The sequence below is a fragment of the Pseudomonas sp. ChxA genome (assembly GCF_030263855.1).
Lineage (GTDB): Bacteria > Pseudomonadota > Gammaproteobacteria > Pseudomonadales > Pseudomonadaceae > Aquipseudomonas > Aquipseudomonas fluorescens_CB.
In genome coordinates this window covers 3,650,980-3,664,447 of record NZ_JARPMK010000001.1, presented here as the reverse complement: position 1 = coordinate 3,664,447, position 13,468 = coordinate 3,650,980, and the positions used below count along the sequence as shown (strand labels likewise).

The 13,468-nt window shown below is 59.4% G+C and carries 8 protein-coding genes; 6 read left to right on the top strand and 2 right to left on the bottom strand.

Features of this window, described 5'->3' with window-relative positions; genetic code table 11:
* Positions 1–27: 27 nt before the first annotated feature.
* Together P5706_RS16380 and P5706_RS16375 are read right to left on the bottom strand one after the other, a co-directional pair.
* The gene (locus P5706_RS16380) at positions 28–4,782 is read right to left on the bottom strand and encodes a glycosyltransferase (protein ID WP_285680189.1); all 4,755 of its coding nucleotides are present in this window, start codon (positions 4,780–4,782) and stop codon (positions 28–30) included.
* 311 nt (positions 4,783–5,093) lie between these two features.
* Entirely contained in the window at positions 5,094–6,020 is a 927-nt protein-coding gene (locus tag P5706_RS16375; RefSeq protein ID WP_200432658.1) for a LysR family transcriptional regulator, read from the bottom strand.
* A 112-nt stretch (positions 6,021–6,132) separates the two neighbouring features.
* Between P5706_RS16375 and P5706_RS16370 the strand changes: the two genes are divergently transcribed.
* The 6 genes from P5706_RS16370 to P5706_RS16345 all read left to right on the top strand — a co-directional run bounded on the left by P5706_RS16370 (position 6,133) and on the right by P5706_RS16345 (position 13,462).
* Complete coding sequence (locus P5706_RS16370) at positions 6,133–7,116, top strand: aldo/keto reductase (RefSeq protein ID WP_200432657.1); 984 nt, start codon at positions 6,133–6,135, stop codon at positions 7,114–7,116.
* A gap of 57 nt (positions 7,117–7,173) precedes the next feature.
* Positions 7,174–7,929 (top strand): CDP-diacylglycerol diphosphatase, encoded by a 756-nt coding sequence (locus tag P5706_RS16365; RefSeq protein WP_200432656.1) that lies wholly within the window; start codon positions 7,174–7,176, stop codon positions 7,927–7,929.
* Positions 7,930–7,959: 30 nt separating this feature from the next.
* Positions 7,960–8,949, top strand: coding sequence for a hypothetical protein (locus P5706_RS16360; protein ID WP_285680185.1), 990 nt, complete (start codon positions 7,960–7,962; stop codon positions 8,947–8,949).
* Between the two features lie 935 nt (positions 8,950–9,884).
* A complete protein-coding gene (locus tag P5706_RS16355; RefSeq protein ID WP_285680183.1) occupies positions 9,885–11,879 on the top strand; it encodes an aminotransferase class I/II-fold pyridoxal phosphate-dependent enzyme in 1,995 nt (664 codons plus the stop codon).
* Between the two features lie 24 nt (positions 11,880–11,903).
* On the top strand, positions 11,904–12,758 hold the full coding sequence (locus P5706_RS16350; RefSeq protein ID WP_178112670.1) for a transporter substrate-binding domain-containing protein: 855 nt from the start codon (positions 11,904–11,906) through the stop codon (positions 12,756–12,758).
* Positions 12,758–13,462: an ABC transporter permease gene (locus P5706_RS16345; RefSeq protein WP_200434762.1), complete on the top strand. Its 705-nt coding sequence runs from the start codon at positions 12,758–12,760 to the stop codon at positions 13,460–13,462. The genes P5706_RS16350 and P5706_RS16345 overlap by 1 nt, the downstream gene beginning before the upstream one ends.
* The last annotated feature ends 6 nt before the right edge of the window (positions 13,463–13,468 follow it).

Here is a 13,468-nt window from a genome sequence, read left to right as displayed (position 1 = left end):
GCCCGGTGCAGGTTCAATCCGGTTCGATCAGGTATTGATCCAGGAGTGGTCAGCCCCAACGTTCACCCTGAACTTGAAGCGCAGCGGGAAGTAATGCTCTTTGGTCTTCTGAATCTGCAGTGGCACTGTTATCGGCGGCACCAGGCCCTGGCGCGCGTAAGCCTGATTCACGCTTTCTTGTACTTTGACGACTGGACCGTGCGACACGAGCTGGCCATCGACCAATATGGCTTCTTGAGCGAGGTTATCGAAACCCAATTCGTACATGTCGGATCTTTTTGTTTTAAGAATGTCATTAAACATATTTGGCCCCACGGTATCGAATATTTTCGCCTCATAATCCTTGAACTCCGGGGTGTACATGACCTTGCCGTCAGCGCCTCGAGTGACAGTCGGTCGATTATTCGCAAAGTAGGATTTATTCGTTGCAAACCGCTTATTCATCTCCTTGATCATCTCCTCAATCACTGGGTTGCCAGGTCGAGTAGCGAAGTTGCTAGTGTTATAGAACGTTTTATAGCCGGACACTTGATGCGACACTGGCAAACCGAGCAGCACATCGTCGGCGCCTGCTGCTATTTGTGCGGCATCGACGTTGTTTTGGATGAGATCGTCGGTATCCAGATAAAAACCACCGTGCTTATTCATGATCGGGTAGCGGGCTACATCCGAAGCAGCGGCCAGATTTTTCCCTTGCCCTTGTCGGAAGTAGCTGTACATTTCGCCGTCTTTCAACTGCTTGAACGCTGGGTCTTCATTGAGGTTGACCACCGTAATGCCAGGTACTTTTTCTTTCAGCCCGCTTTCTATTTGTTTGAAAACAGCAGGGCTGTCGGCGTCCACGTGCAGGACTGATTTATACCCGGGGGTGCGCAGGGCGTTTTTGGCGATGTTATCGACCAGGTGGGCAGGTATTTCCTGGCCCGCCCAAAAATAATTCAGTGTTTTGGGCACGGGAGCCAGTTGCTTGGGAATGCCGGGGATCGACGAAACTTCAACAAAATTATAGTGGTGGTCGCCGAGCTTTTTGGCCTTTCTGGATTCTGCAAGTGTTCCCCGTTTCCATTGGCCTTTGGCACTTCGCCAATAATAGTGCTGGTCGTGTCCGTGGGTACTTCTCCATGCGCCCGCCGTGCTATCGAAAGACACTTCCTGATCGACGTTTTGGTAATTGATCCTGAATGGATTGCCTGAAGTTTCCACGATTTTAATATCGTCCATCGGCACTACGTAGGTTGCATCGCCCAATCTGAAAGGCGTCGGTGGAGCACCTGCGCCGGCCAGCAAACGTTCGGGTCGGGATAAGGGTGCCCACCCTGAAGAGCCAAGATCCTTGATAGGAATATCGGCGGCCGTACCGTTCGGATGGAGAATGACGCGCTGACCGTCTTTAACCCGGGACGCAAAGAGCCTGCCATCAACCTTCACGTATTCGCGGTTACTGCTGCCCACAAACACGTTGTTCTGCAAACCCGTGGTCGATAACTCGTCTGCGGCGATGTAGCGCGTTTCATAGCCGTGCAGATCGTCCAGTGAGCGTACTTCTCCACTGGCAGCAACGCGGTTAGGTTTGAAGTCTTTCAAGGGTGGGCCAATAGCGCGTTGCTTCAAGGCATCGTATTCATGCCAATTGCCCTGGAACATCACCGCCTGGCGCTCGACTGTTTCCTGCCCCACCTGGATCGTCCCGGTTGCTGCCAGGCCGTGCTGCCTGCTGACGTTCTGGATTGCGTCGTCACTGGCGATTGCTCGCAAACTGTTCGAGTCGCCCGGCTTGGTCACGTCTGGGACGAAGTTCTCCAATGGCTTGCCGTAGGCCTGCTTCGTGCGCGGATCCAAGGCGTACCACTTATGGGTTGCCTCATCGAACTTAGCCAGGGCTTTTGTGCTGCGAGCGCTGTTGGCGGCACTGAATGTGCCTTCAGCGATATCGGCCTTTTTGGCCAATTCCAGCAGGTTGACACGGCGGTACGCACCGCGCAGGTAATTGACACCGTTATAGGCTTTGCCGGCTACAAACTTGACGCCCTTTATAGCCCCACGCGCGAGGTCATCAATACCGCCCAACGGATTGAGCGCGCCCACGGCTGCCCGTCCGACAATCTTGAGCACTTGGGCAGTTTTTGACAGCACCGAAGCACCGACAAAGGACGCTTTCGCGGCCTTTGCAGCGACACCGGCACCGAGCAGGAAACCAAAGATATCGAATGCCAAGTCGACAGCGCCTTCGCTATGCTTGCCCTCGCTGAAGTTCTTGATCGCCGACCGGAACGGAATCAGCCCGAGTATGACCTCGCGAACAGCTTCGATAGTGCGGTGTTCAGTCTGAAAGGTCGTTGTTCCTCGGGAATAGGCGCCCAACGCCGGCAACTCCATGTCCTCGACCATGGCATCGACCAGGTACTGGGTTCTGGCGCTGGCAAAGCTCTTCGGTACACCTGTGGCGCCTTCGCGTGCTTGCGTTATCCCTTCGGGGTACTCACCCTCGGGTTTTATCCGGTCGTATCGTTTGCCTCGGGCAGAATACCAACCCTCAGACGGCTGGTTTTCTTTATAAACCTTGCCCGGTCGCCGGGTGACAGTGCCCTTCAGTCGGTCGATGGCGTAGGTCATGACACTGCTTTGGCCGTCGACGGTGCGTCGGGTCTCGATCAACAGCACGCCTTGTTCAGTGCGCAGAGGATGACTGGGGCTATCGTAGTCAATTTCTCTGCGCACGACGATTTCGCCGAACTCCAGGTTCTGCCGGTCCTCCAGTGGCAATCTCGAAATCAGAACCTTGAGCTGCGCCGACGTGGCCTTTTTGACGGCGTCAGAGTATGTGCCAAAGTCTTGATTAAATTGCTCGATTGGATCCGGCAGGGTTTTGAGGGTTGGCAGCAGCTCGCTGATATTGATTTGGTCTGATGATGAAACCCATACCCCAGGCTCTCCGTCGTCGGAATCCGGTGGTGGGGATTTAAGTGCTCTGCCATCAATGAGCAGGTCCAGCAGTGAGTAGGGGCCGGGGAATACGCCCGTGGAGGGTTGCGAGGTAATACACTTTTGCTCGAACAGCGCTGGGTCCATGTTCGGGTACGCTTGCTTCAGGTACTCGATCGCAATGGCTTGAGTGGTCGGTGTCTCGAGGGGCGGCAGCGCGGCGGCTGCGCTCATTTCTCTGACATGCTGGTCGAACGCCGTGCGTACTTCGGACAGGGCGGTATCGGTTGTCGGATAGCCCAGGCCATTGGCAAGCGCCCATGTTTTGATCGCGTCGTTCTGGGCGGCATATTCAACCTTGCGCCCCTCGTCCGAGATGGGTGCAGTGTTGGCCGCCAGCATGATTTGCGCATAGTTCATTCTGCTGGTTGCGCCCGGCGCTTTTGCTTCCACGCGCGCAACCGCGGTGGTGAAGCTGACCCAGCTGTGGGAACCCACCGTCACTTGTTTGGGGATACCCTTGACCAGAAACTGCGGCGCGCGACTGGCGAGCATGAGGTAGGCCTGTACTGATGCTGTGGGCGCGGAGTCCGCGAGGCTGCCGGCGAGCAGATGTTCCTCCAGCTCCTTGACCACCGCCGAGGCCGAATTGTGGCTGTTGGCGGCCGATATCAGTGTGTAGCCTTCGATACTCCTTTGACCGTCGCCGTCGCGGTATTTGCCCACCCCCAAGGCCGCCAGCAGAAAGTCGGTGGCACTGCCTTTCACCGAGCGTGCTTCGAATGTGGCCTGAATGGCCTCGCCCAGTACCGTGCCTCTGGGTGAGCTGACCAAACTGTCGATCAGAGCTCGCGGATTGAGCTGTTCCTCAGCCGAGATAGGCCTGCCATTAAGCAGATAGTCCAGGACATTCTTGAATGGTTTTAAGCTGACGTCGCCGAATGTTCCCTCGCTGATAGACATCCTCAGTCGTGCCTGGTCGTCAGGCGCAAGGGGTTCGGGCCATGTTAGCGCGCCCCCTAGATTGCCATGGGTGGCGGACTTGAAATTCGGCGCGAGGAGGGCGCTGGCCAGGTTCTCAAGTTGCTCGGAGTGGGTGGGGATGTCCCAGCCATGATCCTGCAGAAACTGCTGCAGGCTGACCTCATGTGGGGCGCCAATGCCCGTTGGCCGGGAGGTGCTGTCGGCAGACAGAGGGAGCGGCTTTCCTAGTTCGGTCTGGAGTTCCTCGATCTTTTTACTGCCATCTTCCAGGGCCATCGCTAGGCGTTGCAGTGCAGCGCCCGCACGGTGCCAGTTGCGGATGTCACCCAGCAGCGCTTTCTGGTCTTGCAGTGTTTCTTCACTGCGCGCCTGGATCTTGTGCGCAAAGCGGCCCGGGTCGAGGGTCTTGAAGTTATAGGTCTGGTGGCTGATTTGTTTTGCTCGCTTGAGCATGCCAGACAGCGTGAGGTTCTGTGGCTCCTGATAAAATCGACCGACTTGCTGCCAGGGTACAGGTGCGTCCGGGCTATCGACGGGAGGTGCAAAAGGAAATTCGCCGTCTATGACGCTCGCGGCACGCAGGATAGGCCCGCTCACAGCCGCCCACTGGCTGTCGTCCTGGCCCAGCGTGTGCAACGTGCGTAGCGGGTCAAGAAAGCGCTCAAGGTAAAAGGATATCTGACCTGATTTGGGATCGATTTTTACCGAGCTGGTATCAACGCCCAAGGCCTGCATCCACTGCTGAACATCGGGCGCTTGGAAGGCATCATGCAAGTGCCTCCACCATTGGCCAAAGGTGGAGTGGGGAGGAATGTGATCGAAGTCTTCAACGGGAGTACGGCGGCCAGCCAGGTTCAGTGCGATCGCGTATTGCATTGCCAGTTCGCTGTCTCCCCCGGCACGCGTGGTGACTGGCTCTTGCGGCGCAGAAGCTGTGTCACGCTTTTGCCTTGCGAGCGGTGGGAGTAGAGGCAACGAGGGCACAGGTAGAGGGCGTGCGATGATCTGATTGGAAACACTGTTCATAGTGGGCTGTCCGTATGCGTGCGGGAATAGAAGCCTCGACGTGCAAACTAACGAGGCATTTCCTTTACGTAACAGTTGCTTCGGTTTGATTCCCCGCTTACGCCGATTCAATCGTTGCCCTATATTTCGCCCCCGTCCAGGTCAGCCTGGCCGGCCCAGTCTCAATGGGTTTCCATTAACTGCGAACCGATGGTTTTCATACGGATCATGTCCATCAACTGGCGCAACCCCGGCTGCGACTGGCGGCGGCTCGGGTAGTACATGCACAGCGGTTCGCCCATGCAGGCCCAGTCCGGCATGACCTCCACCAGGCGGCCGTCGGCAAGCTGCTGCTGTACGCGGTCGGACAGGCAGTAGGCAATCCCCACGCCTTGCAGCGCAGCATTGACGATGGTTTCGGTGTCGGCCGCGCTGAAGTTGCCCGGCACGTCGATGCGTTGCTGGCGCGCACCGTTGCCCAATTCCCATTTGTAAGTGGTCTTGTCGCCCAGGTACATGCGGATGCACGCATGCTCCAGCAGGTCCTTGGGCGCTTGCGGTGTACCGCGCCGAGCGAGGTAGGCGGGGGAGGCGACCATGATCCAGCGCAACGCACCGGTCAGCGGCACCGCGACCATGTCCTGGGGCACGGTGGCGCCATAGCGGATCCCCGCGTCGTAGCCTTCGGCAATGATGTCGAGCATGTGGTCTTCGACGATCAGGTCCAGGCGCAGCTGCGGATAGGCGTCGGTGAAGGCGCCGAGGATCGGCGCCAACAGCAGCACGGCCGCATCCCGCGGCACGTTGATGCGCAGGCGGCCAATGGGCGCTTCGCGGTGCAGCTCAAGGGTGTCGAGGCCATCCTGGATGGTGGCAAAGCCCTGGGTGAGTTTTTCTGCCAGCAGGGTGCCGGCGTCAGTCGGTTCTACGGCGCGGCTGGTGCGGTACAGCAGCTTGACTCCCAGGCGCGTTTCCAGGTTACGCATGGTGTGGCTCAGCGCCGAGGTGGTCACGCCCAGCTCATGGGCGGCATGGCGAAAACTGCGGCGTCGGATGATCGCCATGAACACATTCAGATCGGCCAGTTCGGAACGATTAAAAGCCGCCATATCAAGCCTCTTTACTAGGAGTTCGGTTCCATGGGGCGTTGAGCCCTATTCAACCTCGGATGATCTAGAGTAATTGTTTTTCTACGTATTTTTGCGGTTCGAGGAATTTTTTATGCGCATCGAGACCATCCGGATTGCCGGCATCGACAAGGCCGTCTCGCGGATTGCCCTCGGCACCTGGTCCATGGGTGGGCATTTGTGGGGCGGTGCGGACGACGAGCAGTCAATCAAGACCATTCGCCATGCGCTGAACTGCGGTATCAACCTGATCGACACCGCGCCGGTGTATGGCCTTGGGCTGTCCGAAGAACTGATCGGCAAGGCCGTGCGCGGCATGCGCCACAGCGCGGTGATTGCCACCAAGGCCGGCCTGCAATGGGACGACGGCACCACCCGGCGCAATGCCACGGCGCGGCGCATTCGCAAAGAGGTCGAAGATTCGTTGGTGCGCCTGGACACTGACTATATCGACCTATACCAAGTGCACTGGCCCGACCCGCTGGTGGCCCAGCAAGAAACCGCCGAAGAGCTGGAGCGCCTGCGCCGTGAAGGCAAGATCCTCGCCGTCGGCGTGAGCAACTATTCCTGCGCGCAAATGGACGACTTCAGTCGGCACACGGCGCTGGCCACCGTGCAGCCGCCCTACAACCTCTTCGAGCGCGCCATCGACAGCGACATCCTGCCCTATGCCCGCCAGCACTCGTTGGTGCTGTTGGCCTATGGCCCGCTGTGCCGTGGCTTGCTGACCGGCAGCATGCACTCGGCCACCAGCTTTGCCGGGGACGATGTGCGCAAGCTTGATCCCAAATTCAAGGCGCCGCGTTTCGAGCAATACCTGGCGGCGGTGGCGGCGCTGGACAGCTATGCGCGCGAATGCCATGGCAAATCGGTGCTAGCGCTGGCCATGCGCTGGGTGCTCGACCAAGGCCCGACCATTGCACTGTGGGGCGCGCGCCGCCCGGAACAATTGAAGGGCTTTGAAGAGGTATTTGGCTGGCACCTGAGCGCCGATGACCTGACACATATCGACCGTATTCTTGCCAGCACGATAAAAGATCCAATCGGGCCGGAATTTATGGCCCCCGCCAAACGTTAGCCTTAACGACAGGGATGTCGGCACACAAACAACATCCCTGTTCGTCGAGGTTTTTGCATGAAGCGCGGTACCGTATTCAAGATCGCTGGTGGTTTGCTCGCTGTGCTGGCGCTGGTGGGGGCTTGGCAATGGCGAGGCAATCCTGACGCGTTGTGGCATATCGTCAGCCAGCAGTGTGTGCCCGACCAGCAACAGCATCAAAACCCCAGCCCGTGCCTGGCGGTGGATCTGGACCGTGGCTACACCCTGTTCAAAGACCGCAACGGCCCGTTCCAGGACCTGTTGATTCCCGTGGATAAAGTTACCGGCATCGAAGACCCGGCCTTGGGGCGGCACCTGCTGCCGCATTACTTTACCCAGGCCTGGCGGCACCGTGCGTTGTTGTCTGCGGGCTTGACCAAACCGATCCCCGATGCGTTTGTGTCGGTGGCGATCAACTCCCGCTATGGCCGCTCGCAGAACCAGTTGCACCTGCACATCGCCTGCCTGCGCCCGTATACCTTCGCCTTCCTCAACCAGCAAGGCGACAGCCTCGATGAACAGTGGCGCGTACTGCCCACGCGCCTGATGGGGCACACCTACAGTGCCCGTACCCTGTCGGCGGCGGACGCTGATGCGCTCGATCCCCTGGCGGTGTTGCGTGAATACGTGGATGCCCAGGGCGGCAGCATGAGCCAGTACAGCCTGCTGATGGCACCCCGCGATGATGGCAGCTTTGTGTTGCTCAGCACCCACGTGACCTTGACCGAGCTGAACCTGGGGTCGGCCGAGGAGTTGCAAGACCCTCGCTGTGACCTGATGACTCAACTGTAAGCCTCTATCAACCTGATTCGGATCCTCTCCATGCGCTTGACCGTGTTGGCCTCGCTGTTCCTGTTTACCGGTGTCGTCCATGCGGCGACCCGTGAAGTCGTCCCGATCCATAGCAGCACCATGGCCAATGGTGACTTGCGCTACAGCGTAACGTTGAAGATTGGCGGCACCTCGGTGGAAACCCAGTTCGACACCGGCTCGGTCGGGTTGCGTGTATTGCCCGGCGTGCTCAAACCCCAGGACGCGGTGGCGCAGGGCACGCCTGCGGGGGTCCAGTACGGCAGCGGTGTACGCCTGAATGGCACGCTCGCGCTGGCTAACGTTAGCTTGGGCAACACCAGCGTGCGTGTGCCGATGCAATTGGTCGATAGCATCAGTTGCAGTGATGCACGCCCCAAATGCCCGGCGTCCAAGGTGGCGGCCAAGGATTTCCTGATGGGCGGCAACCCGCTACGCGGTGAGGGCTACAAGGCAATCCTCGGTGTTGGCATGTTGCGTAACCCGGCGAGCAATCCATTGGTGGCCATGGGCGGGCGGTGGTTGGTGGTGTTGCCACGGCCGGGGCAGAGCACGGGTGAGTTGATCATCAACCCGACGACGGCCGAAACCCAGGGCTTTCGCACCATCAGCTTGCAGCGTTTTGCGGTTAAGCCTGGGGATGTCAGTGCGTACTGGAAGGATCATGGGGTGCAGGGGTGTCTGAAACGTTTGGACAATGCGCAGCAGGTCTGCGGTGACAGCATTCTGGACACCGGCGCGGCGGGGTTTCATATCTACGCCGATGCCTTGCAAGGCAATTGGCCGGTGGGCACGCCGGCGCATTTCAGCCTGAGCATGGCGGATGGGAGCCAGTTGGGGCAGCACTTTAAGGTGGATAACGGCGGTGGGCGGTATGTGCGCTATATCACGGCGCAGGGGGAGCATAACTTTCACGGTATTAATGCGGGGTTGCTGACTTACTTTGATAACGCGGTGTTGTATGACCAAGGGGCTGGGGTGATTGGCTTGAAGTCGCGGTGATTTTTCTCGGCGGTGTACATATCCATTTCTGCGATAACGGCTGAGTAGGGTTCCGCCCTTACGGCGGGTCACTTTTGTAAAGACCGGAATGCCGGCCCAGCCAAAAGTAACCAAAAGGTCTTCGCCCCAACACTCGGTGCCTCGCTCTGGCTCGGCATGCCCGCAATCCGACAGTGATTTGGGGGGCGATTTCAGATCAAGATCAAGATCACAAGCGCAGATCAAAAGACCGCTGACTTCGTCATCGAAAAGGATGTAAGAGCAACAGCAACAGCAAAGCCATACTCGGTCAAAGGTGGGAGCTGGCTTGTCGAATCGTCGCACCGCTGCGATGGCATCAACTCGGTGTGCCTGATGTACCGAGGTGTCTGCATCGCAGGCAAGCCAGCTCCCACAGAAAAGCAGCTCTTCAGTGCATGTAAATCCGCTTTAGCTTTTGATTCAACCACTCAGGTCGGCTTTCAGGCCGCCGTGCTGTAGATTTTGATCTTGATCTGCTTTTGATCTGAGACACCCCGTTAACCACGATGGCCGAACGCAGGCTTGAATCCGTGGGTAACCCGGCAGGACGCCGGGTTAGCCGCGCTGGGCCAAGGATGGCCCATCGCGGCGGCCCACGGATTCAAGCCGGAGTGAGGGCACACCGAGCCTAAGCGAGGTGCCGAGTGGTGGGGCACAGACCTTTTGGTTACTTTTGGGGCGTTTGCCAAAAGTGACCCGCTGTAAGAGCGGAACCCTACTCAGCCGTGACCGCAGCAACGGATATGCACCCAAAAGCCCCAGGAAAAAGTCATTCACGACCTGTTCACTCGATAAACGACACCCCCCCAAACATACCCATTGAACGACTGTTCAGTTTGCACTATGTTGACCGCATCCACCCGTTTGCACACAACCGGGTTCGCGCTTTTTAGTCTTGAACGAGAGGCTCTGGCATGCGGTTTTCCCCCTTCGTCGAACGTATTGCTGGGCAGGGCGTCGCCGCCTGGGACATCCACCACGCCGCGTTCCAGGCCGCCAGCCAAGGCGAAGACATCATCATCCTCAGCGTCGGCGACCCCGATTTCGCCACGCCGTCGTTTATCACCGACGCCGCTGTCAGCGCACTGCACAGCGGTGACACCCACTACACCGAAATCCCCGGCCGCAGCGCGCTGCGCGAAGCCGTCGCAGCGCGCTACAGCAAGACCCTTGCACGCTCACTGAATGCCGACAACGTGATCATCGTGCCCGGCGCACAAAACGCGTTGTTCATCAGTTCGTTGTGCCTGCTGCAAGCCGGTGATGAAGTACTGGTGCTCGACCCGATGTACGTCACCTACGAAGCCACGCTCAAAGCCAGCGGCGCCACGCTGGTGCGCGTGCCATGCTCGCCGGAGTCCAGGTTTCGCCTGGATGCACGCTTGCTCGCCGCCGCCATCACCCCGCGCAGCCGCGCCATCTTCTTCTCCAACCCCAACAACCCCACCGGCGTAGTGCTCAACCCACAGGAACTGCAAGCAATAGCCGACCTGGCGATCGCCCACGACCTGTGGGTGGTGGTGGATGAGGTCTACGAAAGCCTGGTGTTCGACGGCCAATACCACAGCCTAGCCGCCTTGCCCGGCATGGCCGAGCGCTGCATCGTGATCGGCAGCCTGTCCAAGTCCCACGCCATGACCGGCTGGCGAACCGGCTGGCTGATCGCCTCAGCAGCAATGATCGCCCACGCCGAAACCCTGGTGCTGAGCATGCTCTACGGCTTGCCGGGTTTTGTGATGGAAGCCGCCACGGCGGCGGTGCTGGCCCATGATGAAGTGACGGTAGGCATGCGCGACATCTACCGGCGCCGCCGTGATTTGGTCGTGGCCGGCCTGAGTGCTTGCCCGGGCATTAAAGTGCAGGCACCGCAAGCCGGGATGTTTGTGCTGGTGGACGTGCGCGGCACGGGCCTGGGCTCATTGGAATTTGCCTGGCGGCTGTTCCGCGAGGCCGGCGTCTCGGTGCTGGATGCCGCGGCGTTTGGCGAGCCGGCGCAAGGGTTTGTGCGGCTGTCGTTCACCTTGGGCGAAGCACGCCTGGCGCAAGCCTGCGAGCGTATCGCCGGGTTTGTCGCCAAGCTCGCCGGCGAGCCGCGTGTGGCGCCAACGCCAAAGATCGAAGTGCTGCCGCCCGTCGAGGCGCGCAAGATGATTGAGGTGATCGACCTGCATAAGCGCTTCGGCAATATTGAGGTGCTCAAGGGCATCTCGCTTACGGCCAACGAAGGTGAAGTGATCTCGCTGATCGGTGCCAGCGGCTCGGGCAAAAGCACCTTGCTGCGCTGCATCAATATGCTCGAAGTGCCCGACCAGGGCAGCATCCATGTCGACGGTGAAAGCATCAAGCTTAATTACGGCATGCCCGGCGCGCCACTGGTGGCCGATGCCAAGCAGTTGGTGCGCATCCGCTCGACCCTGGGCATGGTGTTCCAGAACTTCAACCTGTGGCCGCACCGCACCGTGCTCGAAAACCTTATCGAAGCGCCCACCCAGGTGCTGCGCGAAAGCCGTGCCGAAGCCATCGAGCGCGCCGAAGCCTTGCTCGACCGCGTTGGCCTGGCCGCCAAACGCAATGAGTTCCCGGCGTTCCTGTCCGGCGGCCAACAGCAGCGCGTGGCGATTGCCCGCGCGCTGGCCATGCGCCCCAAAGTCATGCTGTTCGACGAACCCACCTCAGCCCTCGACCCCGAACTGGTGGGCGAAGTGCTGCGTGTGATCCGCTCCCTGGCCGAAGAAGGCCGCACCATGATCCTGGTCACCCATGAAATGGCCTTCGCCCGGGATGTGTCCTCCAAAGTGGCTTTTCTGCATCAAGGCTTGATCGAAGAAACCGGTACGCCGGACGCGGTGTTCCTCGACCCACGCAGTGAGCGTTGCCGGCAGTTCGTCAACGCGCATCAAACTCGCTAACTCCAGACAAAGACGGGGCAAATCATGAAATGCAAGCGCATGGCAACGTGGTTGGGCAGTGCAGTGTTGATGTTGACCGCAGGTTTTACCCTGGCGGCAGAAAAACCCATCGTGTTCGCGGTGGCGGCCGAACCCTATCCGCCGTTCACCGTAAAAGGTGGGAACGGCCAGTGGTCGGGCTTTGAAGTCGACCTGATCCACAAGCTGTGTGAAGGCATGAAAGCCGAGTGTCAGATCAAGGAAGTGGCGTGGGACGGCATCATTCCGTCGTTGCTGGCGAAGAAAATCGACGTGATTTTCTCCTCGATGTCGGTCACCGATGAACGTGAAAAACAGATCGCCTTCAGCCGCGCCTATTACGATTCACTGCTGGGCGTGGCAGGCCCCAAAGGCGCTACGGTGGACATCACCCCCGAAGGCCTCAAGGGCAAGTTGATCGGCGTGCAGATCTCCACGGTCAGCGCCAACTACCTGAAGAAGTACTACGAGAACATTGCTGACCTCAAGTACTACGACACTCAGGAATCGGCCAACGCCGACCTGATCGCCGGGCGTATCGACTACATGATGGCCGACGACACCGCCATTGCCATGATGGTCAAGACCCCGGAAGCCAGCGGCCTGGCGCATATCGCCAGCGTGCCCTACGACCCGATCATCGGGCGTGGCGTCGGCGCCGGTTTGCGCAAGGAAGACACCGCGCTCAAGGCCCGCCTCGACAAAGCCATCGGCGAGCTGCTGGTGAGCAAGGACTTTGACGACTTGTCCCAGCACTATTTCGGCCTGTCGGTCAGCCCGTGCAAGCGCGCCGACACGCCGGCCTATGTGAGCAAGACCTGTGACAGCCCCTATCAGCAAATCGCCCAGAAGACCGAATAATGCTCGATCTCCTCAGCTTTGGTGAACAAGGATGGGGCAACGCACTGCTCAACGGGTTATGGATGACCCTGCAAATTTCCGTTGGCGCATTTGCCGTGGGCTTGCTGATCGGCCTGGTGGTGGCCTGCGCCAAGCTCAGTGCGCCGCGCCCGATTGCGCTGCTGATGCGCGGTTACACCACGGTGTTTCGCGCGGTGCCGGAACTGCTGCTGATCCTGCTGCTGTATTACGCAGGCTCCATGGGCCTTAACGTGTTGATGCTGTGGCTGGGTTTTGCCCAGGTCAATATCAGCGGGCCGTTGGTGGCGATCCTGGTATTGGGGCTGGTGCAGGGTGCCTACGCGTCGGAGATTTTCCGCGCGGCGATCCTGGCGATTCCCCACGGCCAGATCGAAGCGGCGCGGGCCTTTGGCTTGAGCGGCTTTGGCCTGTTTCGCCGGGTGACCTTGCCGATCATGGCGCCGTATGCGTTGGCGGGCATGTCCAACCTATGGATCAACCTGATCAAGGACAGCGCCTTGATCAGCGTGGTCGGCACCAACGAGCTGCTGTACACCGCCAAGCAGGCGGCGGGTTCCACGCGTCATTACTTGCTGTTCTACCTCACGGCCGCCGCCTTGTATTACCTGGTGACGCTGGCTTCCAACTACCTGTCCGGGCGCCTGGAGCGACGTATTCGTCGCTGGATGCCGGTTGTCGAGTGAGGCGCG

Excerpts from the sequence above, each read along its gene's own strand:
- P5706_RS16380 (WP_285680189.1), bottom strand. The coding sequence starts at position 4,782 with ATGCAATACGCGATCGCACTGAACCTGGCTGGCCGCCGTACTCCCGTT.
- P5706_RS16375 (WP_200432658.1), bottom strand. The coding sequence starts at position 6,020 with ATGGCGGCTTTTAATCGTTCCGAACTGGCCGATCTGAATGTGTTCATG.
- P5706_RS16370 (WP_200432657.1), top strand. The coding sequence starts at position 6,133 with ATGCGCATCGAGACCATCCGGATTGCCGGCATCGACAAGGCCGTCTCG.
- P5706_RS16365 (WP_200432656.1), top strand. The coding sequence starts at position 7,174 with ATGAAGCGCGGTACCGTATTCAAGATCGCTGGTGGTTTGCTCGCTGTG.
- P5706_RS16360 (WP_285680185.1), top strand. The coding sequence starts at position 7,960 with ATGCGCTTGACCGTGTTGGCCTCGCTGTTCCTGTTTACCGGTGTCGTC.
- P5706_RS16355 (WP_285680183.1), top strand. The coding sequence starts at position 9,885 with ATGCGGTTTTCCCCCTTCGTCGAACGTATTGCTGGGCAGGGCGTCGCC.
- P5706_RS16350 (WP_178112670.1), top strand. The coding sequence starts at position 11,904 with ATGAAATGCAAGCGCATGGCAACGTGGTTGGGCAGTGCAGTGTTGATG.
- P5706_RS16345 (WP_200434762.1), top strand. The coding sequence starts at position 12,758 with ATGCTCGATCTCCTCAGCTTTGGTGAACAAGGATGGGGCAACGCACTG.